At 57.2% G+C, this 23,936-nt stretch carries 24 protein-coding genes and 1 tRNA gene; 11 read left to right on the top strand and 14 right to left on the bottom strand.

What is annotated here, in order from left to right:
- Nucleotide 1: 1 nt before the first annotated feature.
- The 8 genes from moaC to AUC45_RS02505 are packed head-to-tail and all read right to left on the bottom strand — an operon-like array spanning nucleotide 2 to nucleotide 8,245.
- The gene (gene moaC, locus AUC45_RS02540) at nucleotides 2–478 is read right to left on the bottom strand and encodes a cyclic pyranopterin monophosphate synthase MoaC (RefSeq protein WP_067597674.1); all 477 of its coding nucleotides are present in this window, start codon (nucleotides 476–478) and stop codon (nucleotides 2–4) included.
- A complete protein-coding gene (gene trpC / locus AUC45_RS02535; protein ID WP_197409489.1) occupies nucleotides 475–1,275 on the bottom strand; it encodes an indole-3-glycerol phosphate synthase TrpC in 801 nt (266 codons plus the stop codon). The genes moaC and trpC overlap by 4 nt, the downstream gene beginning before the upstream one ends.
- Before the next feature lie 33 nt (nucleotides 1,276–1,308).
- On the bottom strand, nucleotides 1,309–2,301 hold the full coding sequence (gene trpD / locus AUC45_RS02530; RefSeq protein ID WP_067597671.1) for an anthranilate phosphoribosyltransferase: 993 nt from the start codon (nucleotides 2,299–2,301) through the stop codon (nucleotides 1,309–1,311).
- A complete protein-coding gene (locus AUC45_RS02525) occupies nucleotides 2,298–2,924 on the bottom strand; it encodes an aminodeoxychorismate/anthranilate synthase component II (RefSeq protein ID WP_067597667.1) in 627 nt (208 codons plus the stop codon). The genes trpD and AUC45_RS02525 overlap by 4 nt, the downstream gene beginning before the upstream one ends.
- Nucleotides 2,921–3,883, bottom strand: coding sequence for a prolyl aminopeptidase (pip, locus tag AUC45_RS02520; protein WP_067597664.1), 963 nt, complete (start codon nucleotides 3,881–3,883; stop codon nucleotides 2,921–2,923). Before pip ends, AUC45_RS02525 begins: the two co-directional genes overlap by 4 nt.
- Nucleotides 3,880–4,737, bottom strand: coding sequence for a phosphodiester glycosidase family protein (locus AUC45_RS02515; protein WP_067597661.1), 858 nt, complete (start codon nucleotides 4,735–4,737; stop codon nucleotides 3,880–3,882). Before AUC45_RS02515 ends, pip begins: the two co-directional genes overlap by 4 nt.
- Nucleotides 4,734–6,275 (bottom strand): anthranilate synthase component I, encoded by a 1,542-nt coding sequence (trpE, locus tag AUC45_RS02510; RefSeq protein ID WP_082700923.1) that lies wholly within the window; start codon nucleotides 6,273–6,275, stop codon nucleotides 4,734–4,736. The genes AUC45_RS02515 and trpE overlap by 4 nt, the downstream gene beginning before the upstream one ends.
- Before the next feature lie 35 nt (nucleotides 6,276–6,310).
- The gene (locus tag AUC45_RS02505) at nucleotides 6,311–8,245 is read right to left on the bottom strand and encodes a SurA N-terminal domain-containing protein (protein WP_067597658.1); all 1,935 of its coding nucleotides are present in this window, start codon (nucleotides 8,243–8,245) and stop codon (nucleotides 6,311–6,313) included.
- Nucleotides 8,246–8,459: 214 nt separating this feature from the next.
- Here AUC45_RS02505 and tpiA point away from each other — a divergent pair, with 214 nt between their 5' ends.
- From tpiA to AUC45_RS02490, 3 genes are all read left to right on the top strand, one after another.
- The gene (gene tpiA, locus AUC45_RS02500; RefSeq protein WP_067597655.1) at nucleotides 8,460–9,233 is read left to right on the top strand and encodes a triose-phosphate isomerase; all 774 of its coding nucleotides are present in this window, start codon (nucleotides 8,460–8,462) and stop codon (nucleotides 9,231–9,233) included.
- 82 nt (nucleotides 9,234–9,315) lie between these two features.
- Nucleotides 9,316–9,714 (top strand): preprotein translocase subunit SecG, encoded by a 399-nt coding sequence (secG, locus tag AUC45_RS02495; protein ID WP_067597652.1) that lies wholly within the window; start codon nucleotides 9,316–9,318, stop codon nucleotides 9,712–9,714.
- A 94-nt stretch (nucleotides 9,715–9,808) separates the two neighbouring features.
- The gene (locus tag AUC45_RS02490; RefSeq protein WP_067597649.1) at nucleotides 9,809–11,446 is read left to right on the top strand and encodes a CTP synthase; all 1,638 of its coding nucleotides are present in this window, start codon (nucleotides 9,809–9,811) and stop codon (nucleotides 11,444–11,446) included.
- A 380-nt stretch (nucleotides 11,447–11,826) separates the two neighbouring features.
- Here AUC45_RS02490 and AUC45_RS02485 read toward each other — a convergent pair whose 3' ends face one another.
- Complete coding sequence (locus AUC45_RS02485; RefSeq protein ID WP_067597646.1) at nucleotides 11,827–12,300, bottom strand: Hsp20 family protein; 474 nt, start codon at nucleotides 12,298–12,300, stop codon at nucleotides 11,827–11,829.
- Nucleotides 12,301–12,501: 201 nt separating this feature from the next.
- Between AUC45_RS02485 and grxC the strand changes: the two genes are divergently transcribed.
- The 4 genes from grxC to AUC45_RS02465 all read left to right on the top strand — a co-directional run bounded on the left by grxC (nucleotide 12,502) and on the right by AUC45_RS02465 (nucleotide 14,213).
- Nucleotides 12,502–12,765 (top strand): glutaredoxin 3, encoded by a 264-nt coding sequence (gene grxC / locus AUC45_RS02480; RefSeq protein WP_067597643.1) that lies wholly within the window; start codon nucleotides 12,502–12,504, stop codon nucleotides 12,763–12,765.
- 29 nt (nucleotides 12,766–12,794) lie between these two features.
- Nucleotides 12,795–13,589, top strand: a complete 795-nt coding sequence (locus tag AUC45_RS02475) for a carbon-nitrogen hydrolase family protein (RefSeq protein ID WP_233998503.1) — start codon at nucleotides 12,795–12,797, stop codon at nucleotides 13,587–13,589.
- 9 nt (nucleotides 13,590–13,598) lie between these two features.
- A complete protein-coding gene (locus tag AUC45_RS02470; protein WP_067597637.1) occupies nucleotides 13,599–14,102 on the top strand; it encodes a DUF1178 family protein in 504 nt (167 codons plus the stop codon).
- Between the two features lie 34 nt (nucleotides 14,103–14,136).
- Nucleotides 14,137–14,213: transfer RNA gene (locus AUC45_RS02465), tRNA-Arg, on the top strand.
- Between the two features lie 351 nt (nucleotides 14,214–14,564).
- On the opposite strand, the gene AUC45_RS02460 is transcribed toward AUC45_RS02465, so the two are convergent.
- Both AUC45_RS02460 and AUC45_RS02455 read right to left on the bottom strand, forming a co-directional pair.
- Nucleotides 14,565–15,479, bottom strand: coding sequence for a haloalkane dehalogenase (locus AUC45_RS02460; RefSeq protein ID WP_067597632.1), 915 nt, complete (start codon nucleotides 15,477–15,479; stop codon nucleotides 14,565–14,567).
- 59 nt (nucleotides 15,480–15,538) lie between these two features.
- Nucleotides 15,539–16,402 (bottom strand): mechanosensitive ion channel family protein, encoded by an 864-nt coding sequence (locus AUC45_RS02455; protein WP_067598953.1) that lies wholly within the window; start codon nucleotides 16,400–16,402, stop codon nucleotides 15,539–15,541.
- Nucleotides 16,403–16,621: 219 nt separating this feature from the next.
- Here AUC45_RS02455 and AUC45_RS02450 point away from each other — a divergent pair, with 219 nt between their 5' ends.
- The 3 genes from AUC45_RS02450 (at nucleotide 16,622) to AUC45_RS02440 (ending at nucleotide 19,548) form a co-directional block, all read left to right on the top strand.
- On the top strand, nucleotides 16,622–16,918 hold the full coding sequence (locus AUC45_RS02450; protein ID WP_067597629.1) for a septum formation initiator family protein: 297 nt from the start codon (nucleotides 16,622–16,624) through the stop codon (nucleotides 16,916–16,918).
- A gap of 164 nt (nucleotides 16,919–17,082) precedes the next feature.
- Nucleotides 17,083–18,174 (top strand): pyruvate dehydrogenase (acetyl-transferring) E1 component subunit alpha, encoded by a 1,092-nt coding sequence (gene pdhA / locus AUC45_RS02445; protein WP_067598950.1) that lies wholly within the window; start codon nucleotides 17,083–17,085, stop codon nucleotides 18,172–18,174.
- 3 nt (nucleotides 18,175–18,177) lie between these two features.
- On the top strand, nucleotides 18,178–19,548 hold the full coding sequence (locus AUC45_RS02440; RefSeq protein WP_067597627.1) for a pyruvate dehydrogenase complex E1 component subunit beta: 1,371 nt from the start codon (nucleotides 18,178–18,180) through the stop codon (nucleotides 19,546–19,548).
- Nucleotides 19,549–19,623: 75 nt separating this feature from the next.
- Here AUC45_RS02440 and AUC45_RS02435 read toward each other — a convergent pair whose 3' ends face one another.
- The 3 genes from AUC45_RS02435 to AUC45_RS02425 are packed head-to-tail and all read right to left on the bottom strand — an operon-like array spanning nucleotide 19,624 to nucleotide 23,014.
- A complete protein-coding gene (locus AUC45_RS02435) occupies nucleotides 19,624–20,346 on the bottom strand; it encodes a TadE/TadG family type IV pilus assembly protein (protein ID WP_067597624.1) in 723 nt (240 codons plus the stop codon).
- Nucleotides 20,343–20,936, bottom strand: coding sequence for a TadE/TadG family type IV pilus assembly protein (locus AUC45_RS02430; protein WP_067598947.1), 594 nt, complete (start codon nucleotides 20,934–20,936; stop codon nucleotides 20,343–20,345). The genes AUC45_RS02435 and AUC45_RS02430 overlap by 4 nt, the downstream gene beginning before the upstream one ends.
- 17 nt (nucleotides 20,937–20,953) lie before the next feature.
- The gene (locus AUC45_RS02425) at nucleotides 20,954–23,014 is read right to left on the bottom strand and encodes a TadE/TadG family type IV pilus assembly protein (protein WP_197409488.1); all 2,061 of its coding nucleotides are present in this window, start codon (nucleotides 23,012–23,014) and stop codon (nucleotides 20,954–20,956) included.
- Nucleotides 23,015–23,229: 215 nt separating this feature from the next.
- On the opposite strand from AUC45_RS02425, the gene AUC45_RS02420 reads away from it, so the two are divergent.
- Nucleotides 23,230–23,892, top strand: a complete 663-nt coding sequence (locus AUC45_RS02420; RefSeq protein ID WP_067597618.1) for a hypothetical protein — start codon at nucleotides 23,230–23,232, stop codon at nucleotides 23,890–23,892.
- Nucleotides 23,893–23,936: the final 44 nt, after the last annotated feature.

Below are 23,936 nucleotides of genomic sequence, written 5' to 3'. Positions count from 1 at the left end.
CTCACACGGTATCCGCGTGCCAGGTGCCGCTTTTCCCGCCGCGCTTTTCGATGAGGCGAACCTCGCTAATCACCATGCCTTTATCGATGGCCTTTGCCATGTCGTAAATGGTGAGAAGTGCAGTGGAGACTGCAACCATGGCCTCCATTTCCACACCGGTTTTGCCTGTAACCGACGCGGTAGCGGTTGCGCGGATGGCGCTGTCTTCGAAAGCAAATTCAATCGAAACGGCCTCAAGACCAAGCGGATGACACAGTGGGATAAGATCGCCTGTTCGCTTGGCAGCCATGATCCCCGCAATGCGCGCCGTGCCGAGCACATCGCCCTTGGGAGCATCGCCCGCCTTGATGGCTTCAATCGCCGCTGCTGACATAGTAATAAGGCCCGATGCGATTGCGACGCGCTCAGTTGCAGCTTTACCGCCGACATCGACCATGTGCGCTGCGCCGTCTTCTCCCAGATGCGTGAGCTCGCTCATGCCGGGGCATGCACTCCGAGCAGATCGCGAGTTGCACCAGCCACATCATCAGCGCGCATCAGGCTTTCGCCGACAAGGAATGTGCGTACGCCTGCCTTGCTCAGACGCTGCAAATCAGCGTTAGTGTTGATCCCGCTTTCGCCCACCACCAGCGCATCATCCGGCATCAGTTTGACCAGACGCTCGGTGGTTTCAAGCGAGGTAGTGAAGGTCTTCAAATCGCGATTATTTACACCGATCAGCCGCGATTGAAGCGATGCAAGGGCGCGCTCAACCTCGGTTTCGTCATGCACTTCAACCAGAACGTCCATTTTGTGCTCGCGCGCAGCCGCTTCGATTTCCTGCATCTGGCCATCGTCAAGAGCAGCAACGATGATCAGAACGGCATCAGCGCCCATGGCTCGCGCTTCGAGGCACTGCCACGGATCGACCATAAAGTCCTTGCGCAAGACGGGCAGATCGCAAGCCGCGCGCGCTTCTATCAAATAGTCTTCATGCCCTTGAAAATAGGGCGCGTCTGTCAGCACCGAAAGGCAGGTGGCTCCACCAGCCGCATAATCGCGCGCATGGTCTGCGGGGCGAAAGTCTGCTCGGATCAAACCTTTGGAAGGTGATGCTTTCTTGATTTCTGCAATCAGGCCAAATCCCGAAGTGCTAGCGCTGCGTAACGCGCTCTCAAACCCGCGAGGAGCGCCTTGGGCAGCAGCAGCGCTTTCGAGATCGCTTTTGGTGCGCGATGCCTTGCGGCTTGCAACTTCGTCGTGTTTCGCGGCGCAGATTTCTTCGAGCTTATTCATCACGCCCACCCTTATAGGGCGCGCTTGCAAGGTTCAACGCGCCATTGCAATCCAGTTTTCGAGCAATTGGGCCGCGCGCCCTGAGTCCAGCGCTTCGGCTGCCATGGCAGCGAGGTCGGGCCAGACCTCGCCCTTGCCTGCAACCATCAAGGCCCCCGCAGCGTTGAAAAGCACCGCGTCGCGATAGGGATCGGGCGCGCCTTGGAGGAGCGCTTTCAATGCGGCTGCGTTGTGAGCCGCATCTCCTCCGCGAATGGCTTCAATGGGGGCTTGGGATAGGTTCGCGACAAATGGGTGCAAGCGACGCATCTCAAAGGAATTGCCCTTGACCCATGCAGCTTCGCTTCCACCGGCTAGGCTCAATTCATCGAGGCCTTCATCGCCCGATACAATGAGTGATCGGCCGGTGCCCAGCTTTGCCATGGCGCCTGCGTAAATCGGGACATAGGCGGGGCGCGCTATGCCAATTAGCTGCGAAGTCACGCCCGCAGGATTGGAAAGCGGACCCATCAGATTGAAGATGGTTCGCTTGCCGATCTTGAGCCGAATTGGCTGAATGCGGCCCATCGCGGGATGGTGGTTCTTTGCAAAGAGGAAGCAGATACCGATTTCCGCCAGCGTCTTCTCAGCGGTCTTGCCCGCCGCATCCATATCGAGGCCCAGTGCTTCCAAAGTGTCGGCCGCGCCCGCTTTGGAAGATGCAGCGCGATTGCCGTGCTTGGCAACAGGCACACCGCATGCTGCGACAACCAGGCTTACCGCGGTCGAAACATTCAGCGTATGATGGCCATCGCCGCCCGTGCCACACACATCAATGGCATTATCCGGAGCTTCAATCGGGATCAGCCGCGCTCGCAATGCCCGCGCCGCACCGGCGATTTCGTTTGAGGTCTCACCGCGATCCGATAGCGCAATGAGGAATTTCTCGATCTCATCCTCGCTTGGTGCCCCGTCCAGCAGCGCGCCAAATGCGGTTTCCGCTTCGGTTTCCGTGAGCGGTTTGGTGATATCGGGAAGTGCGCTCATGCTGGTTCACTTTCAGGCAGGCGCGCATCGACACCGCACATTTTCAGGAAATTGGCGAGCAGGGCGTGGCCGTGCTCGGTTGCGATGCTTTCGGGGTGAAATTGCACGCCGTGAATGGGAAGCTCTTCATGCCGAAAACCCATAATGCTGGCGTGATCGCCGCCGGGCGTTTCCGCATGGGCGTTCGCGATCAGGCTATCGGGAAAGTCCACCACTTCGAGGCTGTGATAACGCGTGGCCGTGAAAGGCGAGGGGATATCGGCAAACACTCCGGTCCCATCATGGGTCACGGGCGAGGTTTTGCCGTGCATCAACCCGCCGCGCACGACTTTGCCGCCGAAATGCTGACCGATAGCCTGGTGGCCAAGGCAGACGCCCAGAAGCGGGGCCTTCGCCTCTGCGCAGGCAGCCACCAAATCAAGGCTGATCCCGGCTTCGTTGGGTGTGCAGGGGCCGGGAGAGATCAAATAACCTTTCGCTCCGCGCGCCATCGCTTCTGCTGCGGTGAGTGCGTCATTGCGAACAACTTCAACTTCTGCGCCCAATTCCATCAGGTAGTGGACGAGGTTGAAAGTGAAGCTGTCGTAATTGTCGATCACGAGAATGTCGGGAGAAGTTGTCATGCACTGCCTCCCGCAAAATGATCGGTCGCGCGCAGCAATCCATCGACGATGCCGGGTTCGCTTGCTGCATGGCCCGCATCATCAACGATCCACAAATCGCCTTTGGGCCATGCTTTCTTGAGCGCCCATGCAGCACCGGGCGGGGTGCAGATATCATGACGGCCCTGCACGATGATCCCCGGAATATCGGCAATCGCGCCCGCATCGTTCAGCAATTGGCTTTCCTCGAGGAAGAAATCCTCAAGGAAGTACCGGGCACAGATCCGTGCAAACGGCACCGCTTTTGATGGATCGGCAAAGTCTTCAAGCAGCGATGGGTTGGGCAGCAAGGTCGCAACATGGCCTTCCCACAGGGACCATTCCTTGGCCGCAGCAAGCTTTGTCGCCTCATCATCGCTGGTCAGGCGGGCGTAGTACGCCTTCACTAGATCGCCGCGTTCCTCTTCTGGGATGAGGCCGGTGAACTGGTCCCATTGTTCAGCCATGATCTCGCTCGCGCCATAGCTGTAGAGCCAGGTCTTTTCGCGTTTCCGGGCGAGGAACACACCGCGCAGGATTAATTCGGCCACGCGTTCCGGATGCTTCTGTGCATAGGCGAGAGCCAGCGTTGAACCCCAGCTCCCACCGAACACCTGCCATTTCTCGAAACCGCAATGCATACGAAGCCGTTCCATGTCGGCGACGGTGCGCCAGGTATCGTTGTGCTCGATCTCGGCAAAGGGAAGTGATTTGCCGCAGCCCCGTTGGTCAAACAGCACCACGTCATAACGCGCAGGATCCCATTGACGACGGTGTGATGGCGCCATCCCGCCGCCGGGGCCGCCGTGGAGGAAGACAGCAGGCTTCGCGCCTGGTGTGCCAACGCGCTCGATATAAAGCGAGTGCCCTTCACCGACATCGAGCATGCCGGTCTCATACGGTTCGATCTCGGGATAGAGTGCGCGGCGTTCCTCAGTCATTTCTTCATCACCACCAAGAGAGGACCAGCGCGCTTGCGATCGAGCCTGCCTGTCGCAGGATCCCAAAGAGCCGATACATTGGAATCGAGCAGCAAAGCGTTGGGCGTTCCCAGTCGATCCTTAAAGAAGCGCGCAATTTTGCCGAAGCTTACAGGACCTTCAGAGATAACAAAATGAGCGCTGCCATCCGCGCCAAGGCCAACGCCATTGCGAACGGCTTGAGATGGGCCGTCAGGTTGGATTTCAGGGTGAAGCTGCCCCTCGATTACGAGCATTGGGCCGGATTGCATGCCAAATTTTGGCCGGTCAGAGACATTGCGCAGGAAGCTATCGGCCGTGCGCATCCGCCATTGGCCATCGGTGCCGTAGAACACACCATTGGGCTTCAAAAAGAAGTTTGCATTGCCTTCTTCGCGATTGAGCAGTTTCAAGCGCTCGCCATTCTCGACAAAATACCCAATCGCACGCAGATCATCGCCATAAGCGCCGCCATTCATGGCGAAGGCGACCTTTGTTCTGTCAGCGGTCGCCGCATAGGCAGAGAGCGATCCGTAGGGTTGGCCGCCATTCGGCGATAGGGCCGTGGTGATCCGATGCTTGGCCGGATCGGCGACACAGTGTGTGAACTCTGCGCCCTCAAATTCGGCTTTTTTACAGGCTGAGGCGACGGCTTCAGGCGCTTCGCTTGTTTCGGACCTGTTCGCGTCGTTCGCGGCGACGATTTCAGCTTCGCTCTCCGGCTCGCTACCATCGAGAGAGGTGCGCACGACCGGCTCACCTTTAGGCTTTGCTTCGCAGGCTGTCAGCGCCAAAAATGCAATGCCTGTTATCAAAATCCATGCTGAGCGGATCATTGGCCAAATCCTACATTGTTGGAAACGCGCACTGCCTCGCGCGCTGCTGCAATCAAAGCGCCCGCTTTCGCGCGGCATTCGGCAAGTTCGTAATCGGGATCGCTGTCGGCGACGATGCCTGCGCCAGCCTGAACGTGCATTACGTCATCCTTGATGACAGCCGTGCGCAGGACGATGCACGAATCCACTGAACCATCCGGAGCGAAGTACCCCACTCCGCCCGCATAAGCTCCGCGCGTTTCCGGTTCCAGTTCCGCAATGATCTCGCACGCACGGATTTTCGGAGCGCCTGAGACAGTGCCAGCAGGAAATCCGGCGAACAGCGCGTCGAGCGCATCGCGCCCTTTCGCAAGCTGACCCACCACATTGCTGACGATGTGCATGACATGGCTGTAGCGTTCGATGGTGAAGCTGCCCGTGACTTTGACGCTTCCGCGCTCTGCCACGCGGCCCGTGTCATTACGCCCCAGATCAAGCAGCATCAGGTGCTCAGCCAGCTCCTTGGGATCGGCGAGCAGGCTTTCTTCATTGGCAGCGTCTTCCTGCGGAGTGCTGCCGCGCGGCCGTGTCCCTGCAATCGGGCGGATGGTCACTTCGTTATCGCGCACCCGAACCAGGATTTCAGGGCTGGAGCCGACAATCGCAAATCCGGGCAGATCAAGGAAATATAGGAATGGTGAAGGGTTCACCCGCCGCAAAGCGCGGTAAAGCGCCAGCGGAGGCAGTTCGAACGGGCAGGTGAAGCGCTGGGCGAGCACCACTTGAAAGATATCGCCTGCAAGGATGTAGTCCTTGGCGCGCTTTACCATCGCCTTGTAGTCATCCTCGGCCATAACAGGCGCGAGATCAGGCTCTTCATCGATGGTGGGCACGTTTTCCTGCGAGCGATCTCGCGGTTGGGCAAGCGCTGCAAGTGTCGCATCAATCCGCTCGCCAGCCCGCTCAATGGCGCTGTCGGGATCATTTTGCTGTGTCTCATCCGCCCAGATCGGCGCGATGCAGAAGAGTTCATCGCTCAACCCGTCGAACACCAGTAGGACGGTAGGTCGCACGAATAGCATGTCTGGCAGGTCAAGTTCGCTCGGCTCGGCACGCGGAAGAGTTTCAACCAGACCAATCGTCTCATACCCAAAATACCCGACAAGGCAGGCAAGCGCCTTGGGCAGGGCATCCGGGACGTCGATGCGGCAGGAGGTTGCGAGATCACGCAGTTCATCGAGCGCATTTCGGCCGGTGTCAGGGGGGCATGGCTGAAATGCTCCGCGATCTGTGCGCCAGTGCCGGTTAATCTCGGCCTGTGTTCCTTGCGCTCTAAAAACGAGATCCGGGTTTAGGCCGATCAGGCTGTATCGCCCGCGCACCTCGCCGCCCTCGACAGATTCGAGAAGAAAATCCCCGCGTCCGGGTTCGATAAGGCGCAATGCAGCGCTGACAGGCGTATCGCAATCGGCAATGACACGGCGCCACACGAGCGCAGGCCTGCCTTTGCCCAACGCCGCGCGCGCCATTTCCGCATTGTCAGGAGCCGCGTATCCCATCGCCTCTTCGTTCGTTCAGATCAGAAAGGCGCGCTTCAGTTCTCGCCCGTCAATTGCCTCTTAACCGCATCGATTGCCGTTTCATTGCGTTCAACGCCGATTTCAGCGCGGATCGCCGTCTGCAATTGCGTGGTGTATTCCGAACCCAAGGCCTGCGCGAATTGCTGCTGAGTTTGGGCGAGCAGCGGATCGTCATCCTCTGGAAGCGTGGTCACAATCTCATCGAGATCGACCACAAACCAGCCTGCATCGCGCGCACCTTCAAACAGTTTGGTTGAACCCTCGGCCATGCTGAACATCAAGATCAGCGGTGGCGGGATGTTCTGACCTTGCTGAGAAAGCAATTCCGCGCGTGCCAAATCGATCCTGTCGACTGGCGGCAGGCGATTGCTCTCTGCTGACATAGCTTCGCCCAAAGGCGTGTCGGAGCGCACTTGTTCAAGGATACGGTCAGCTGCAGCGCGCGCTTCCTTGCTGCCTTCAGCAAATCTCCACGCCCGCGCTACTTCATCGCGGATATCGGCGATTGGCGGTGCGGCGCTTTCGGTGATTTCCTGCACTTCGTAGACGATGAACTGCACACCTGGGATCAGCTGATCGAGCGCAGGCTCGCTTTCGTCCATCTGGAATGCGCTGTCGAGCAGAGGCCGCAAGGCTGGGCTGACACCGGGGCCGGGCTGGCCGAAGATGCGCCCGTCGGCAAGGATTGGCGGTGTCGTCTGAAGCTCCAAGTCGTATGCCTCGGCAACCTCAGTCAGAGACGTGCCGCTATCGACTTCCTCTTCGATGTTTGCCGACATATCGGCGAGCGCTGCGGCGGACTTCTCCGTGCGGAGCTGCTCGGCGATTTCGCCGCGCGCTTGTTCAAGCGAACGGGCAGGGATTGTTTCGACGTTATCAACCCGCGCGACATACCAACCCAGCGTGCTCTGCGCAGGTTCGGCCATGCCGCCACGCGGCGCTTCGAAGATCTTCTCAGCCGCAGCAAAGCTCGTGGCAGAAGCCATTTCCTCACGATTGCGCAACTCGCCAGAGGATACGTTGAAACCCGCCTCGCGGGCCGCCGTTTCGAGCGATACTCCGCCGCGGATCCGTTCAACGATGGCATTGGCAGCTTCTTGCGTCGGAACGACGAATGAACTCACCGCGCGGCGTTCGCTTGCTTCGAATTGCGCCTTGTTCGCTTCGTAACGAGCCGCGATTTCGGCGTCGCTCGGAGCGGCCGTTTCTCCGATGGAATCCGCACCAAAGGAGGCATAGCGCAGCACGCGCCGCTCAGGACGGATAAAGCGCGTGCGGTTGTCGCTGTAGAACGCGCTCAGTTGTTCTTGCGTCGGATCGCCTTCAGGCATGAACAGTTCGCTGGGGATAAGCCCAATCTGTCCGCGCCGCCTTTCACGTACGAGAGCAGCATATTGCTTGGCAGCTTTCTTTGGCAGGATGGGAGAGGCGAGGGCAGGCACCAGTAATTGCTGGGCGAGCAGACCATCAGACAGGTCACGCCGCAGGATCGCATCGGTCAAACCTTCGCGTTGAAGCGCGGCCTGATACGTCTCGTTATCGAATTCACCGGTTAAATTCAGGAAAGCGGGAATCTGCAAAATCTCGCTGTTCACAAGGTTTTCCCCGGCGCGAAGGCCGTATTTCTCCGCAAATCCACCCACGGCATAGCGATCGATCAGCTGTTTCAGCACTTCATCGAAGCCGCCTTGATCGACGAAAACCGGCATCGTCAAAGTAGGATCTTGCTGGCGCACCTGATTGAGCGCTGAATTGGCCGTGCTTGCAAGCTCGCTTGTCGAAATCGCATCATCGCCTACCAGTGCAGCGCGCTCTCCCCCTGAGATTCCGCCAAATGTGCTGCCAGTAATGTCACTCGCGGCAAAGGCCAGCGCGACGAGCAACAGAAAGGCGATAAAGATCGGCAGCCCGATTTTGGACTGAAAGAAATTGCGGAAAAAAGAAATCATGGTGTCAGTCTGGTCTCGTCCGGTGGGCGTGGATGCATCTGGCCACCGAGGAACGGCGGCGCTATCAGTAGTGCGCCTTATCCGCCCTGCGACCTGTCGGCAACAGGTGGGAACAGGTTTTGACGCGATCAATTCGCTCGGCTAGCGGACAGGGCAAGTCATCCCTAGATGACAGGCAGATTCGAATACATTCATTGATTGGCAGGTTACTTGAATGACCCAGCGTCCCTACATCGTTGGCAATTGGAAAATGCACGGCACCCGCGCAATGCTTGCAGAGGCACGCGCGATCGACCGGGCAGCGCAGCGGCACATGCGTGTCGAGGTGGCGATTGCGCCCCCTTTCACTCTCATCCACCCGATCCACCGCGAGGCTGAATTGATCGCTGTGGGCGCTCAGAACTGCCACGAAGCCGATGGCGGAGCGCATACTGGCGAGATTTCGGCAGGTATGCTGGCTGATGCCGGGGCCAAGTTTGTGATCCTGGGCCACAGTGAACGGCGTCAGGGCCAGAAAGAAAGCAACGCTCTTGTCCGGGCAAAGGCGGATGCAGCGATCGAAGCTGGCCTGCGCGTGATTATGTGCTGCGGCGAAGACGAAGCCACCCGCGATGCGGGCGGAGCAGTTGATTTCGTCAAGAAGCAACTCACCGCATCGCTTCCCAAATCGGTGGAAGACCTTGAAGATACAGCCGAACGGCTGACTGTTGCTTATGAACCTATTTGGGCGATTGGCACCGGGAAAACGGCAAGCCTTGCCGACATTGCCGAAATGCACGCAGCGATCCGCGCTTTGCTCGTCGAATTGTATGGCGAGGAGAAGGGCAGCGACATCCGCATTCTCTACGGCGGTTCAGTAAAGCCTGAAAACGCTCGCGATATCCTTGGCACGGCCGAAGTTGGCGGCGCGCTGGTCGGCGGGGCAAGCCTTACCGCTGACAGTTTTATGGGCATCGCCCTTGCGGCAGGTGAGACGGTCGATAGCTGACCTCAAACATCGCTAAATCTTGCTTGGCAGCGCCGAGCTCACTATGTGCGCTGTTGAAACACATAATTGGAACACTCCGTAAATGTCCGTCTTTATCTTCCTCACTGTCGTTCAGGCTCTCGTTGCAGCCGCGCTTGTTGGCGTTGTGTTGATGCAGCGCAGCGAGGGCGGCGGCCTTGGCATTGGCGGCAATCCCAATGGCGCACTCGGCGCTCGCGGTGCGGCTGACTTTCTGACGCGCTCGACAAAATGGCTCGCAGTCGCTTTTGTCGCGCTTTCGATTGCCCTTGCCGCTGTCGCCGTGAAAGAGACGAGCAGCAGCACGGTTGAGACCACTCTTGATCGCGGGGCGGCCAGTTCTGCTCCTTCCACGGATGATCTTCTGGGCGGCGCATCCACGGATGAGAACGCTGATCCGCTCGCCGAAGGTGATGATGCTCCGGCTGAGGATGCACCCGAAGCCGATCCTCTCGCCGAATAGTCAGTCAATAATCATGATGCCTGTGGATGGCGGGGAATGCCCCTGCTTAATTCGCTTGCCTCGACTCCTTTTGGACGCTTAAGGCTTGGCTCCCATGGCGCGGTACATTTTCATAACCGGCGGCGTGGTCTCCTCGCTCGGCAAAGGCTTGATGGCAGCTTCTCTCGCGGCGCTTTTGCAGGCGCGCGGGTACAAGGTGCGCATCCGGAAATTCGACCCTTATCTGAATGTCGATCCGGGTACGATGAGCCCGTATCAACACGGCGAAGTCTATGTCACTGATGACGGCGCAGAGACGGATCTCGACCTTGGCCATTACGAGCGCTTTACAGGCGTTTCCGCTCGGCAAAGCGACAACATCACGAGCGGCCGGGTCTACCGCGATATCATCGCAAAAGAGCGCCGCGGCGATTACCTTGGCGCAACGGTGCAAGTCATCCCGCATGTTACCGACGCGATCAAAGCGTTTGCGCTCGATGATCAGGACGATCACGATTTCATTCTGTGCGAGATTGGTGGGACGGTGGGCGACATCGAATCCCTCCCATTCATGGAAGCGATCCGGCAGCTGCGAAACGAGCTGGAGCCGCTCCAAACGCTGAGCGTCCACGTGACGCTGGTGCCGTACATCGCTGCTGCTGGAGAGCTCAAAACCAAACCAACCCAGCACTCTGTTCGGGAACTTGCCAGCCTCGGAATCAAACCTGATGTGCTGCTGTGCCGTGCGGAGCATCCCATTCCCGATGGCGAGCGGCAGAAAATCGCCAATTTCTGCAATGTGCGCAAGGAATCGGTGATCCCGGCGCTTGATGCGCCGTCAATCTATTCTGTGCCTCTGCAATACCACAAAGAAGGCCTTGATGCGGAAGTTTTGCGCGGGTTTGGCATCACCGATGCGCCTGAGCCCGATCTGTCCGCATGGCTCGATGTGACGGACCGCTATTTCAATCCCGAAGGCGAAGTCACTATCGGCGTCGTCGGCAAATATGTCGGGCTTCAGGACGCGTATAAAAGCCTCAACGAAGCGCTCGTCCATGGCGGCCTTGCCAACCGGGTTAAGGTCAAAATCAAATGGATTGATGCCGAAGTCTTCGAAGGGGAAGACGAAAGCGAGATCATCGCGGCGCTTGAACCGATGCACGGCATTCTGGTGCCCGGTGGTTTTGGTGAGCGCGGATCTGAAGGAAAGATCGCGAGCGTCCGATTTGCCCGCAAGCGCAAGGTTCCCTTCTTTGGCATTTGTCTGGGCATGCAGATGGCCTGCATCGAGAGTGCGCGCGCAGCGGGCTTTAAAGCTGCCTCTTCCACCGAATTTGGCGAAACCAAAGAGCCGGTGGTCGGCATTATCTCTGAATGGATGAGCGAGGAAGGCCTGCAGCAGCGCCAGGAAGGCGGCGATTTGGGCGGCACAATGCGCCTTGGCGCGTATGAAGCGAAACTGGCAGGAAACAGCCACACTTCGCAAATCTATGGCGGTGCCGAAGTGATTTCAGAACGCCACCGCCACCGTTACGAGGTGAACAGCGCCTATATTGATCCCCTCGAAAAACAGGGGCTCGTATTTTCGGGGATGTCGCCTGACGGCTTGCTGCCCGAAATCGTTGAGCGGCCTGATCATCCCTGGTTTGTTGGCGTGCAATTCCACCCTGAGCTCAAATCGAAACCTTTTGATCCGCACCCGCTATTTGCAGGCTTCATCACAGCAGCGCTTGAACAGTCTCGCTTGATGTAAGGTGGGGTTCGCCTGAACGGGTTGCCATAAATGCAATCTGGTGTCGCTTCTTTACAAGATACCAGTACTAATCGCGCGCAAAGTTTCTTAAGCGAAAAGCCCAGAGCCACTTGATTACCCCTTGTTAGGGGCGCAGGCTTACCAAAAGGACACCGGTTTCAGGCATGCCGTAGCTGAGTTTTCGGCCTTGGCTTTGCCAACACAAGCTCCAACCGTCTTTGACCATCTTCTGCGACCCGGATGGTCACTGACGCAAAGAGGCGGCTTAAGGTCGCGGGGGCGGATTTCAACGATCCGCCCCTAATCAGATTATTCAATCCGAACGCGATTTTTCGTTTATTTTGAGACGCTTTGGTTCGATCCCGAACTGTTACGACCGCTTATGCGGCGTCTGCGTCTTTCTCTTCAGTCGGAACGGCAGTCAGCGTAGCTGCGCCATTCACAGAGATTTTCTTCGGCTTCATCGCCTCGGGCACCTCACGCACGAGATCGATCACCAGAAGGCCATCGGCAAGGTCGGCGTTTTCCACGCGGACGTAATCCGCAAGCTCAAACCGACGCTCAAAACCGCGATTCGCGATACCGACATGGAGCAATTCAGATCCATCTTCGGCTTCTTCGCGCTTCTTGCCCTGGACGGTCAGCAGGTTTTGCTGCGCAGTGATATCGATATCCTGCGGGCGGAAACCGGCGACGGCCAAAGTTATGCGGTAATTGTCTTCGCCTTGGCGAGCGATGTTGAAAGGAGGATAGTTATCGCCGGAATTGGTGCGAGCCTGGCTTTCGAGGAGATCGAACAGGCGATCAAATCCAACAGTGCTGCGGCGATAGGGGGTAAAATCTAGACGTGACATAGTGTGCAAATCCTCTTGTTTGAGCAATTTGAGTTTTCAATCAGCAAGCCTGCCTCATGCAGCGCCTGCCATTTGCCGGATTTCACATCCCGTAACTGGCGAAGTGTTCCGACACGATCTAGTTAGGGAACGCAAAATGACTTTCAAGGATTGTAAAACTGAGTTTGAAAAGCTCGGTTTGAAAGATGGGGATCTCACGCGATGGCTGCACCGAATATCGATATCTACACCAAGTTTGCCTGCCCGTTTTGCGTGCGGGCAAAACAGTTGTTGAGCGCCAAAGGGGCCTCTTTCAACGAGTACGATATTACGGCCGGTGGCGAAAAGCGTGATGAGATGCTGGCCCGCGCGCCTGATGCACGCACTGTCCCCCAAATCTTCATCGGCGATCGCCATGTTGGCGGATCGGATGATCTTGCAGCGCTTGAACATGCAGGCGAGCTAGACGCTCTGCTGGCAGGGTAGGCCAATTGCCGAAGATTGCTGTTCTCCAAATGACTTCGGGAGTTGATCCTGAAGCCAACTTTGCGATGATTGAGGACGCCGCCGCCCAAGCGGGCGCAGCCGGCGCAGAAATGCTGTTCACACCGGAAATGTCGCTGCTGCTCGACAAAAACCGCAAACGCGCGCGGAATTGGATCGAAAGCGATAAGCCTGAACGCATGCGTGAATGGCTGATGCGATTGGCCCAAGATAGCGGGACAGATCTCGTTATTGGATCAATGCCAGTCACGGCAGCCAGTGGGAAATGGGCGAACCGGGCGTTCTATTTCGACACGATGGGGCGTGAGCGCGCCACCTACGACAAGATTCATATGTTCGATGTGGAATTGTCTACCGGCGAGACGTGGCGAGAGAGCAACGCGTATCAACCTGGCGAAGAGGTGGTTACAATTGATGAAACCCCGCTGGGGCGGCTTGGTCTCACAATTTGCTACGATATCCGCTTTCCGGCTTTGTTCGAGGCTCTTGGGCGCCGAGGCTGCGATGCCATTTCCATCCCCGCAGCTTTTACCAAGCCCACAGGCGAAGCGCATTGGCATATCATGCTGCGCGCAAGAGCGATCGAGGCGAGCGCATTCGTAATCGCCGCCGCGCAGGTTGGCAGCCATGAGGATGGCCGCGAAACCTACGGTCATAGCCTCGTCGTTGATCCATGGGGTGAAGTGCTGCTCGATATGGGCGGGGATGGGCCCGGATTGGCCTTCTGCGACATCGATCTTGGCCGCATTGAAGAAGTCCGCCGGCAGCTGCCGAGCCTTGCCAATAAGCGCGATATCCCCAAATAGGTGGGTGATATGATTGTCTACGATCTTCAATGTGAACACAGCCACCGCTTCGAAGGGTGGTTTGGGTCTTCTTCCGACTTTGAGGCCCAGCTTGAGCGCGGCCTCGTTTCGTGTCCCGAATGCGGCAGCGATACCGTAATAAAAGCACCCATGGCGCCTGCCGTGCCTGCAAAAGGCAACAGCCGAGATGTCACAGCACCCTCAAACCCGGCGCCCGCTGGGCAAGCCATCGCACATCCCGAGCCGGTTCAGGTGGTTTCCAACGAGCCGATCCCGGCGGAAATGGAAAAGGCGCTGAAGGCGCTTGCGAAAGCGCAGGAAAAAGCGCTTAAAAACAGCACTTGGGTGGGCGACAAATTCGCCGAAAAGTCGCGCGAAATGCACTATGGCGAAAGCGAGCAAACGCCTATCCACGGCAAAGCCAGCCTTGAAGAGGCAAAATCGCTGATCGATGAGGGCGTGGCGGTTGCTCCCCTGCCATTCCCGGTCGCACCGCCAGACGAACTTAATTGATTGAATAATCCGTCCTGCTATTGGGGCTGACTGTGTCCCCGTAGCTCAGGTGGATAGAGCGTCGGATTCCTAATCCGAAGGCCACAGGTTCGAATCCTGTCGGGGACACCAAGCGCGAGGCGGTGGATCAATGCCGTCGGGACACCAGCAACAAAAAAAGGCGCTCGGCATATCCGTAGCGATCCCCGGGGGTAGGATCGGTCGGAAAAGCCGGAGCGCCTCTTTGTTTTCACTGCTCTTCTGTCGGATTTAATGTCAGGACCGCGAGAGCTGGTGATACGAAGGAAGACAATCGGAAAAACCGGGAATGACCAAAACCTTGAAGAAGATCATTCGGTTGCACCTTAGCGCCTTCGAGATTTGTTCTAAGCGACTATGCCTAACAAAAGGTTAAGATCGGTAAATCCTTATGCAGGAACGCTTAAGCGCAGGCCCGCAGGTGGCTGGTACCGCGGCCAGCGCTCAACTGAGAAAACCAGCTTTGTGCGCCGTTTCGATCACGCCTTGTGACAAAGCTTCTGGCTGGTCCTCCTGACAGAAATGGCCGCAAGTCGAAAGCATGGCATGCGGCATATCCTTTGCGCCTGCGATCCGTTCGATAAGGGGCTTTGATAGGCCTCCTGTGACGGGATCATCTTCGCCGAACAGGGTTAGGAACGGCTTGTCGAAGGCAGAAAGGCCTTCCCATGCGGCCTTGTTCTGTTCGATGCCGTCCATTCCATCTTCAACCGGCACAAGCTGCGGGAAAGCGCGCGCGCCGGCTTTGCTCGGTTCATCGGTGAAGGGGGCATCATACGCTGCGACCTCGGCAGCGGTCCGCTCTGTCGCGGTGGCTCTTTGCAGCAATTCGCCGATCTTGAACTCAGGCGAGCTCTTCGCGAACTCGCGCCACGCGATGAATGCTGGTGAAGGTGTGCCACCGGTTGGAAGGAAGGTGTTGCTCGCGACAACGAAGGCAAACCGATCGGGCGCTTCGCCCACCAGCCTCAAGCCAAGCAGACCGCCCCAATCCTGACAGAACAATCCGGCCACATCCGGCACAATCGCATCACGCCATTGGCCAAGCCAGCTGATATGCCGATCATAGCTGTAAAAGCCGATATCATCAGGCTTGTCGCTTTTGCCAAAGCCGATGAGGTCGGGCGCAAGGCAACGAAAGCCTGCGTCCACCAAGATCGGGATCATCTTACGGTAGAGAAAGCTCCAGCTGGGCTCGCCATGGAAGAGAAGCAGCGGGGGCGCGTCCTTTGGCCCTTCATCGACATAATGCATGCGGCCCGAATACCCATCGGCAAGATCGATATCGCACCAGTTCTCGGCAAATGGGTAGTCTGGAATATCATTGAACCGCGAAAGGTCCGCTTTAAGAATTTGCATTGTCGTTTCTCCCGTCTCCGCAATCGAGGGGGGGAGAAACGAGAATGCTGAGCCTTCGATCAGGCTGCTTCGCCAACTTTCTCCCCAAGCGGCACGGTCTCTTTGAACGTGTGCGTGATGTAGGGGAAGGGGATTTCGATCTCAGCCTTGTCGAGAGCGCGCTTGATCGCCCGGATCACTTCATCGCGATTGAGCACAGCATCTGCTCCTGAGGAGGCCGCCCACCAGCGCACGTCGAAATCGACAGAGCTTGCGCCAAAACCGTCAGCCAGGACCTGAATAGGCTTTTCCTGGTTCACAAGCTCGCAGCTTTCGACAGCGGCCTGGATCACGCGAGCCGCATGATCGATATCCGTGTCATAGGACACTCCCACGGCCACATTGAAACGGCGCAGCGGTTCGTCGGTCCAGATGTCGACCGAGTTTTTGAAAATCGATGCATTGGGAATGATCGTCAGTTCACCCGAAAATGCACGGACATGCGTTTCACGCAGAGTGATGTGCTCAACCTTGCCGATCGTATCATCGACTTCGATGGTGTCCCCGATCCGCATCTTGTCCCGCAGCATGATGAGCACGCCTGCAAAGAAGTTCTCGAAGATATCCTGAAACGCAAATCCGATTGCGACCGTGCCCACGCCAAGTCCCGCGATCAGGCTGCCTGCGGACATACCCGGGAATACAACAACCGCAGCAATCATCACGCCCGTCAGCCAGACGCCAAGCCGAACCATGGTGTTCATCAAGGTGCTGAGCGATGGGCGAAGATCGGTCTGGTTAATCAGCCGCGAAGTCAGATTGCTGGCAAATTTGGAAATGACCCAGGTGATCAGAAGCACGACCGCCGCAATGCCAATCGATGGCAGCGACTGCACGGCACCTTCGGCCATGGATTGAACTTGGTTCTCGAGCACTTGAATCATAAAAATTTTTATTCCTTTTGTTTTGTTACTCAATGAGAGGAGCGCCCAAATGTTCCGAAAATTGTGCGATGCAGCATGCTCATTGGGCGCGGTTTCGTCGCGCAGATTCAACAATATGAGGGTGACTACGCATTTTTTGGCGACGAACGCTTCTTTACCCTTGCAGTCCAACCGCAAACGTGATTCTGTTGTTTCGACGGGAAGGGTAGAATTCAGCACATGCGACAGCCACCGCTGGAACAGTTGAAGCAAGGCGCCGCTCTGGTGCTTTTGCTGGCGCTTGCCGGCTTTGCGATTGCTGGACCGACCGGTCTTCTCGCCTGGAATGAGAATTCGCAAACTCTGCAGCAGCGCGAGGCGCAAATTGCAGCACTCGAAGAGAAGCGCGATGCTCTTAGAAATCGCGTCGACCTGCTCGATCCCCGTGCGGCTGATCCCGACTTGGCGAGCGAACTTGTCAGGCGTGATCTGGGCGTCATGCACGAAGATGAAGTGGTGATCACTCTGCCAGAGTGACGGCGCAGTCAGCCCACAAAACCTCTATCCAACCCATATGGTTACAGGCGCTCTTGCCTGTGCCAATTTCCGTTGCGTCATTCATCTCATCGCGATTATAGACCGCCCTCGAGATTGAGGCGCGATCTCCTCCCCAAATGCGCGCCAAACGAAAGGGATCTTCCTTGGCCAAAAAGCCTTCCAAATCGACATCGCCCGATCAAGCTGCGCCTGCAATCGCTCCATCTGATGATCCGGGTTTCGTGCTGCATTCGCTGCAGAACGAGTTTGAAGAGAACAAACGATTTGCCGCAAGCGAAGAGCAGATGCTCACATTCTATGAGCAGATGCTGCTGATCCGCCGGTTTGAGGAAAAGGCTGGTCAGCTTTACGGCCTCGGCCTGATTGGCGGCTTTTGCCACCTTTACATCGGGCAAGAAGCGGTCGCGATTGGGCTTCAATCGGCTTTGGATGGCGATAAGGACAGCGTTATCACGGGATACCGCGATCACGGGCATATGCTTGCCTATGGCATTGATCCCAATGTCATCATGGCTGAGCTGACAGGCCGCGAAGCTGGAATTTCGAAAGGCAAAGGCGGCTCGATGCATATGTTCTCGACAGAGGACAAATTCTACGGCGGCCACGGCATTGTCGGCGCACAGGTCGCGCTGGGGGGCGGGCTCGCGCTTGCGCATCAATACAACGAAGATGGCGGGCTGTGTCTAGCATACTTCGGCGATGGCGCCGCGAACCAAGGCCAGGTTTACGAGACATTCAACATGGCTGCGCTGTGGAACCTGCCGATCGTATTCGTGGTCGAAGACAACCAATACGCCATGGGCACATCGACGAAACGTTCATCGGCTGAAACACGCTTCTACCGCCGCGGTACCTCCTTCCGCATTCCGGGTATGGAAGTAAACGGCATGGACGTACTCGAAGTGCGGGCCGCCGCTGAAGTCGCTTTCAAGCATGTGCGCGAGGGCAAGGGCCCTGTCCTCATGGAGCTCAACACGTATCGCTATCGCGGGCACTCCATGTCGGATCCTGCAAAATACCGTACTCGCGATGAAGTGCAGGAACAGCGCGATCATCACGATCCGATCGAGCGGCTCAAAAAAGAGCTGATGGACGCAGGTAAGGACGAAGCGGACTTGAAAGCCATCGACAAGGCGATCCGTGCACGTGTGGCTGAAGCGGCAGACTTTGCCGAAAGCTCGCCTGAACCGGAGCCGTCCGAACTCTACACCGATGTTCTCGTGGAGGAGTACTGATCCATGGGTATCGAACTGAAAATGCCGGCGCTTTCTCCGACAATGGAAGAGGGCACACTTGCCAAATGGCTGAAGTCTGAAGGCGATTCTATCGAGCCTGGCGATATCATCGCCGAGATTGAGACCGACAAGGCCACGATGGAATTTGAAGCCATCGACGAAGGCATTCTGGGCAAGATCATGGTTGAAGAGGGCACGGAGAATGTGGCTGTCGGCACTGTCATCGCAATGCTCGAAGGGGAAGGGCAGGAGGAAGCATCGCCTTCGCCGTCTCCGTCGCCTTCGGCGTCAGAACCTGCGCCTGTGCCATCTCCAAGCCCATCGCCTGCACCATCAGCGGAAAAACCAGCGGCTCAACCTGCGGCAGACCGGACCATTCCCGACGGTACATCGTTCACGTCCACCCCGGTGCGCGAAGCCCTGCGCGACGCCATGGCCGAAGAGATGCGCGCCGATCGCCGAGTGTTCGTCATGGGTGAGGAAGTTGCCGAGTATCAAGGCGCTTACAAAGTGACGCAGGGCCTACTCGACGAGTTCGGTCCCAAACGCGTGATCGATACGCCGATCACCGAATATGGCTTTGCCGGGATTGGTACGGGTGCCGCCATGGGCGGTTTGCGGCCGATCGTCGAATTCATGACGTTCAACTTTGCCATGCAAGCCATCGATCACATCATCAATTCGGCTGCAAAGACGAACTACATGTCGGGCGGTCAGATGCGCTGCCCTGTGGTGTTCCGCGGACCCAACGGCGCGGCGAGCCGTGTGGCGGCGCAGCATTCGCAGAATTATGGCCCGTGGTATGCAAGCGTGCCGGGTCTGGTCGTGATTGCCCCATACGACAGCGCCGATGCCAAAGGTCTATTGAAAGCCGCAATCCGATCTGAAGATCCCGTGGTCTTCCTTGAGAATGAGCTTGTCTATGGCCGCAGCTTCGATGTGCCTGACATTGACGATTACGTGCTTCCAATCGGCAAGGCTCGCACCATGCGTGAAGGCAGCGATGTTACCATCGTGAGCTACTCGATTGGCGTGGGCATGGCATTGGAAGCAGCGGAGACGCTTGCGGGTGAGGGCATTGATGCTGAAGTCATCGATCTGCGTACCCTGCGTCCGCTCGACAAACAGGCGGTGCTCACCAGTCTTGCCAAGACAAACCGATTGGTCGTGGCCGAAGAAGGGTGGCCAACGTGCTCGATCGCCAGCGAGATCATTGCTCTGTGTATGGAGGAAGGTTTCGACGATCTCGACGCGCCGGTCCTGCGTGTGTGCAACGAAGATGTGCCGCTGCCTTATGCAGCCAATCTGGAGAAGCTCGCTCTGATCGATGCCGAGCGCATTGTGAGCGCAGCGAAGAAAGTGTGCTACGCCTAAGCGCAGAGAAAGCCATAGCAAAAGGGCGCGAACAGGTTTCTGTCCGCGCCCTTTTTTTGTGCCGAAATGCCTAGATCAGGTTGCCGAGAACGTCGAGCAATCAGCAACAGGCTCAGGCGGGTTGGAGTTGTAAAGCCCGGTAAGATCGCGGTTGTCACGCACGTTGAATGCGGCGGTGTAATTGATCTCGCGACCGTCAAGAAAATCGAATGGTGTCAAAGACTCGTAGGTGTACGAAATCTCGACGAACATGACGGCAGTGCCGCGCGCAGCGGTCAATTCCGATCCGGTCTCGCCCATGCCGGGGAAAGTATCGTCGGTCGAACCGTCGCCTTCAACGCCGTAGGATGAGGTGAAGTTTTTCGCACCGCGGCAGCGCTGCCACGCGATAAACTGGTTGCTTTCGTCCTCATCGGCATTGTCGGGATCGGGATCGTATTCCTGAAGGCTGGAGAGGATGATGCGTCCCCTGCCCATCAGATCAAATCGGCCGCCCAGTTTTTCAGCGCCGATGAACACGTCATTGATGTCGTCTTCAAACACCTGCCGAGCCTGGAGCACATTCTGCTCACCAACACGCGATGCACTGTCAGCGACCTGCATCGCGACCTGACTGATCTTCATGTGCGTGACGACATAGTTTGCTGTCTCCGTTCCCAGCATGCCAATGCCAAGAACAATAGGCAGCGAGATTGCAAATTCGACCATCGCAAGGCCGGATTGATCCTTGCGCAACTCATTTGCACAGCCCGCACCTGCAGGCAGGCGATGACGCAGTTTTTTCAGCATTGCTGTCATGGACAATTCTCTACAAAGTCGCGTTGCTTTTGTTCGTCGTAAGGCTGGTTCCGCAGCACCGTCGAAGCGGTGAGCGTCACGTCTTCAGGCAGCCCGATCAGGCCTGCCATCGGGAAGAGGCGAGGGTAGGTGACCGTGGCCGTGTAAAGCACAGCGTCGCGTGCGCCGCCGATACCTTCTTCACCGCGGTTTGGATCCCACTGGCCGTTGTCGTTTGCATCAATGAAGGGCTCTCCGTTGTTGCATTCGCCATCGTTGTTGCTGTCGGTGTATTCTTCTGGTTCACCGATGTCTTCAAAGTCGAAGTGCGAAAGCTTGCCGAGCTGCACCGTCGCGCTTGCCGGGACAACCGATTGCACCTGGCTGATCACGCTCGCATCAATGGTGGATTCGCGGCTGCCCGCCGATTCCAAAGTCAGATCGCGACCGGCCTTTTGCATCGCGCCGTTCACCAATGAAGAGGTGTATTGCGTGTGCGCCATGTCAAAGATGCCCATGATGAGGACGCAGAGGATGGGAGCAACAAGACCGAATTCGGTCAGAGTTGCCCCACGCTCATCGCGCAGCATCTTGAACAATGCTTTTGCCATGCTGCTGCCCACCACAATCATGAAGTGAGCCTCAGCGCTGCGATCTTCTGTGCGATTTCCTGGAATGCGTTGTTCAGTGCCGTCGCATTCGAGGCCGAATAGGCACGCCCCGGTGAAGCACAGTCGATCAGGTTTTGCGTCAGCGTCGTGCCGAAAGCGACAACCCAAACCGAGATGTTTTCATTCTTCGCCGCCGTACAAGCCGCCTGGAAGCGGGCTGCGTGGCGAGATGAGGCCCGGCCGCTATTGCCGTTGCCGGTCACACGGCGATCCCACCATTCGATACCGTAGGTGCCGTACACTTCGACGTTTGGCGCAAGCACACCATCGGTCATGAAGACGATGTGGCGGGCAATGGCATCGCCATTGGGCGCGGTTTCGTTGTCGGGTGCAAAGATACCCTGCGGCGAGATGAAGCGAGCGCCCCAGATCATGCCGATATCATGGTATGTGTTGCTGCGACCGCGAAGGCTGTTGACGTAGCTTTCCAGATCGCCGCGACTGATATCAGTCAGGCGGAATGCGGCAGCTGGACAGCTGTAACCCGGGCGGTTTTCCTCGCCGGTCTGATACAGCCAATTCGTGGTGTTGTTGCTGCCATTCTCCCGCTTCCATACGGCGTTATTGAGAACTGGCTTCCACTTCAGAGCATCTGTCGTCGGAATGAGATTGATATCGAGGTCATACGCTCCAGCAGGAACCGGAGAGAATGTCTCATTGCTCACCGTTTGCGATTCCTCGACACAGCCATCCCAGGTGAGCGTCCTCATCGCACCTTTGTCGCCGACAGGCATGTCGATCTGGTTGTCATCGTAAAGAGTAGCAAGATTGACCTGCGACCAGCTTGGTTTTTCAGTCAGGTTCGCATCACCATCACGATTGTTATCTGGCGGAGCGGCCAGGTCGACCGGACGATAAACATAGCGATCAAATTCAACGACTGTTGTGAAAGTCGGATCGCCATTACGCTTTTCGATCAGATCCCAAAGCGCGGCGCCTTTGCCTTCGTAAACGTTGTATCCGATCTCACACCGGCGCTTTTTGCCACCGCCATTCTTTTTGAATTTGTAGTAGCCTTCGTAAATCAGAATGTTTTCGTTGTCGTCGTCATAGCGCGTCGTGCGCGTGTTGCCATCGATCCACTGGTTTACGTAACCAAAGGGCCCTAGTTCATCGATGTACTCTAGCTTCTTCGCCGGCTTGCGCTTCTTGCAGTTGTTGTTGCCGATGTTCTTGATTGTTTCGATAACATCCTTGCGTTCAAAGTCGCCTTTGCTTTCTTGTTCCACACGGATGAATTCAGCGGCATGGAATTCCCAATCACCGCTATCTTCATCTTCCACCTCTTCGACGGTGAATTCGGCGACGCGTGACTGGAAGGTGTGCGTATCAGCCATGAACTGACGCGGAATTGACCCGCCGACATTCACGTTTGATGCATAGGGAACCACGCCATATCGCACCTGAGCGCTGTCTGACGTTGCGCCGTCGACTGTGTCGTAAAAGCCCAAAACCGAGGTGCGCAGTGCTTTGATCTTCGCGTTGCTCTGCTCGGTGTTGTTGCACGAACCGCCATTGGGGTTGTCAGGATTGCAGTTCATCGAACCGGTCACGTCGAGCACGAACATGATGTCCGTGTTCGAAATGTTGATTTCAGCCGTGCAGCTCACAGAAACGTCGAAATCGTTGTAACCGAAAACACCCATGAGGCTGGTCGGAAGATCAGCCGAAGCAGTGCCCGTCACCTTGCCATCGTTGTCCGCGGTGTAGGTGCGCGTCAGGCCCGTCACACCAAACGTTCCATCAGGATAGTTCTGGTCGAAGAAATTCTCACCAACTGCCTTGTGCTCGTCAGTGAAGGTGTCGTTCTCCATCGCGCGCCGCGTCGCAAGGGCGCCCGCATCGCAGGCGGCCTGCATCCGCGAAGCCGTCATGTAGTAGCGCGAGGAATCAACCGCGCCGCCAACCATGCCGATAAGCGGGATCAGTGAGGCCGCTGATATAACAATTGTGTTCGCTGACGTGTCATTGAGCAATGACCGCAAAAACGTGCTGCGCTGTGTTGGTTGCGTGCCCATAGGGAACGATTCCTTCTGCATTGGCCCAAACCCGAGCCGGGACGGAAAAATACTTATATCCGTTTGGCATAACGCTACCGGGTAACTGGATTGCGAACGGCAATGGTTAAGAAAGCGTAAATCCTCCGCAAAGCCGAAGACGCCGCCTCTCAAGCTCGCGAGTAATGCACAAAGCTTGACAAACCCTTGCCAGGCTGAGCACCGCGCAAGGCCGCATGACCGATCAGATTTCAGAAACTCTGCCTGACGAAGCGTTGCTCGCCTTGGCGCACACCAAGGCGGAATTGCGCGACGCGTTAAGGATGTTTTTCGAACTCGATCAGCGACTTTCCCGGCTAGTGAGCGCGACTACTGAACCAATGTTGGGCCAGATGCGCCTTGCCTGGTGGCGCGAAATGCTGGGAAAGGAAATGGAGCAATGGCCGCAAGGCGATCAGGTTCTAGACGGTGTGCGTCGTTTTTGGGGGGAGAGGGCTTCGCTATTGCTGCCGCTGTTGGATGCGTGGGAACACTTGCTGGCCGAACCTCCCTTGGGCGCATCTGACGCTCTTTCCTTCGTTGAGGGACGGCGCGATGCGCTTCTCGCAGTTTTTAAGGTCGAACCCGAAAACGCTCATTTCAATGCATTTTCTGACGCGGCCTGGCACTGGGCGCTGGCTGACCTTGCTTCCAAGGTCTCCGAAGAGGAAGAGCGCACGCTGTTGGTCGGGCTTTCGAATGAAAGCGGGCGGAAAGGCGCGCGGCTCACGGCTGATGCGCGCGGGCTTGCGGTCTTGGGCGCTCTTGGTCGTAGGGCGCTGAAGCGGGGAGGTCGGCCATTGATGGAGGGGCGCGGCGCTTCTCTCGTTGCGATGCGGGCCGCAATAACAAGACTGTAATTCGTCGCGATCCAGCCGGAGCGCTAGTTTCCCTGTTGGTATTT

Origin of the sequence: Erythrobacter sp. YT30, from assembly GCF_001542875.1 — a bacterium.
Taxonomy (GTDB): domain Bacteria; phylum Pseudomonadota; class Alphaproteobacteria; order Sphingomonadales; family Sphingomonadaceae; genus Erythrobacter.
This window is presented reverse-complemented; position numbering and strand designations above follow the sequence as displayed.

What these genes read in the sequence shown, in the direction of transcription:
- moaC (WP_067597674.1), bottom strand. Translation starts at nt 478, where the DNA reads ATGAGCGAGCTCACGCATCTGGGAGAAGACGGCGCAGCGCACATGGTC.
- trpC (WP_197409489.1), bottom strand. Translation starts at nt 1,275, where the DNA reads ATGAATAAGCTCGAAGAAATCTGCGCCGCGAAACACGACGAAGTTGCA.
- trpD (WP_067597671.1), bottom strand. Translation starts at nt 2,301, where the DNA reads ATGAGCGCACTTCCCGATATCACCAAACCGCTCACGGAAACCGAAGCG.
- AUC45_RS02525 (WP_067597667.1), bottom strand. Translation starts at nt 2,924, where the DNA reads ATGACAACTTCTCCCGACATTCTCGTGATCGACAATTACGACAGCTTC.
- pip (WP_067597664.1), bottom strand. Translation starts at nt 3,883, where the DNA reads ATGACTGAGGAACGCCGCGCACTCTATCCCGAGATCGAACCGTATGAG.
- AUC45_RS02515 (WP_067597661.1), bottom strand. Translation starts at nt 4,737, where the DNA reads ATGATCCGCTCAGCATGGATTTTGATAACAGGCATTGCATTTTTGGCG.
- trpE (WP_082700923.1), bottom strand. Translation starts at nt 6,275, where the DNA reads ATGGGATACGCGGCTCCTGACAATGCGGAAATGGCGCGCGCGGCGTTG.
- AUC45_RS02505 (WP_067597658.1), bottom strand. Translation starts at nt 8,245, where the DNA reads ATGATTTCTTTTTTCCGCAATTTCTTTCAGTCCAAAATCGGGCTGCCG.
- tpiA (WP_067597655.1), top strand. Translation starts at nt 8,460, where the DNA reads ATGACCCAGCGTCCCTACATCGTTGGCAATTGGAAAATGCACGGCACC.
- secG (WP_067597652.1), top strand. Translation starts at nt 9,316, where the DNA reads ATGTCCGTCTTTATCTTCCTCACTGTCGTTCAGGCTCTCGTTGCAGCC.
- AUC45_RS02490 (WP_067597649.1), top strand. Translation starts at nt 9,809, where the DNA reads ATGGCGCGGTACATTTTCATAACCGGCGGCGTGGTCTCCTCGCTCGGC.
- AUC45_RS02485 (WP_067597646.1), bottom strand. Translation starts at nt 12,300, where the DNA reads ATGTCACGTCTAGATTTTACCCCCTATCGCCGCAGCACTGTTGGATTT.
- grxC (WP_067597643.1), top strand. Translation starts at nt 12,502, where the DNA reads ATGGCTGCACCGAATATCGATATCTACACCAAGTTTGCCTGCCCGTTT.
- AUC45_RS02475 (WP_233998503.1), top strand. Translation starts at nt 12,795, where the DNA reads ATGACTTCGGGAGTTGATCCTGAAGCCAACTTTGCGATGATTGAGGAC.
- AUC45_RS02470 (WP_067597637.1), top strand. Translation starts at nt 13,599, where the DNA reads ATGATTGTCTACGATCTTCAATGTGAACACAGCCACCGCTTCGAAGGG.
- AUC45_RS02460 (WP_067597632.1), bottom strand. Translation starts at nt 15,479, where the DNA reads ATGCAAATTCTTAAAGCGGACCTTTCGCGGTTCAATGATATTCCAGAC.
- AUC45_RS02455 (WP_067598953.1), bottom strand. Translation starts at nt 16,402, where the DNA reads ATGATTCAAGTGCTCGAGAACCAAGTTCAATCCATGGCCGAAGGTGCC.
- AUC45_RS02450 (WP_067597629.1), top strand. Translation starts at nt 16,622, where the DNA reads ATGCGACAGCCACCGCTGGAACAGTTGAAGCAAGGCGCCGCTCTGGTG.
- AUC45_RS02440 (WP_067597627.1), top strand. Translation starts at nt 18,178, where the DNA reads ATGGGTATCGAACTGAAAATGCCGGCGCTTTCTCCGACAATGGAAGAG.
- AUC45_RS02435 (WP_067597624.1), bottom strand. Translation starts at nt 20,346, where the DNA reads ATGACAGCAATGCTGAAAAAACTGCGTCATCGCCTGCCTGCAGGTGCG.
- AUC45_RS02430 (WP_067598947.1), bottom strand. Translation starts at nt 20,936, where the DNA reads ATGGCAAAAGCATTGTTCAAGATGCTGCGCGATGAGCGTGGGGCAACT.
- AUC45_RS02425 (WP_197409488.1), bottom strand. Translation starts at nt 23,014, where the DNA reads ATGGGCACGCAACCAACACAGCGCAGCACGTTTTTGCGGTCATTGCTC.
- AUC45_RS02420 (WP_067597618.1), top strand. Translation starts at nt 23,230, where the DNA reads ATGACCGATCAGATTTCAGAAACTCTGCCTGACGAAGCGTTGCTCGCC.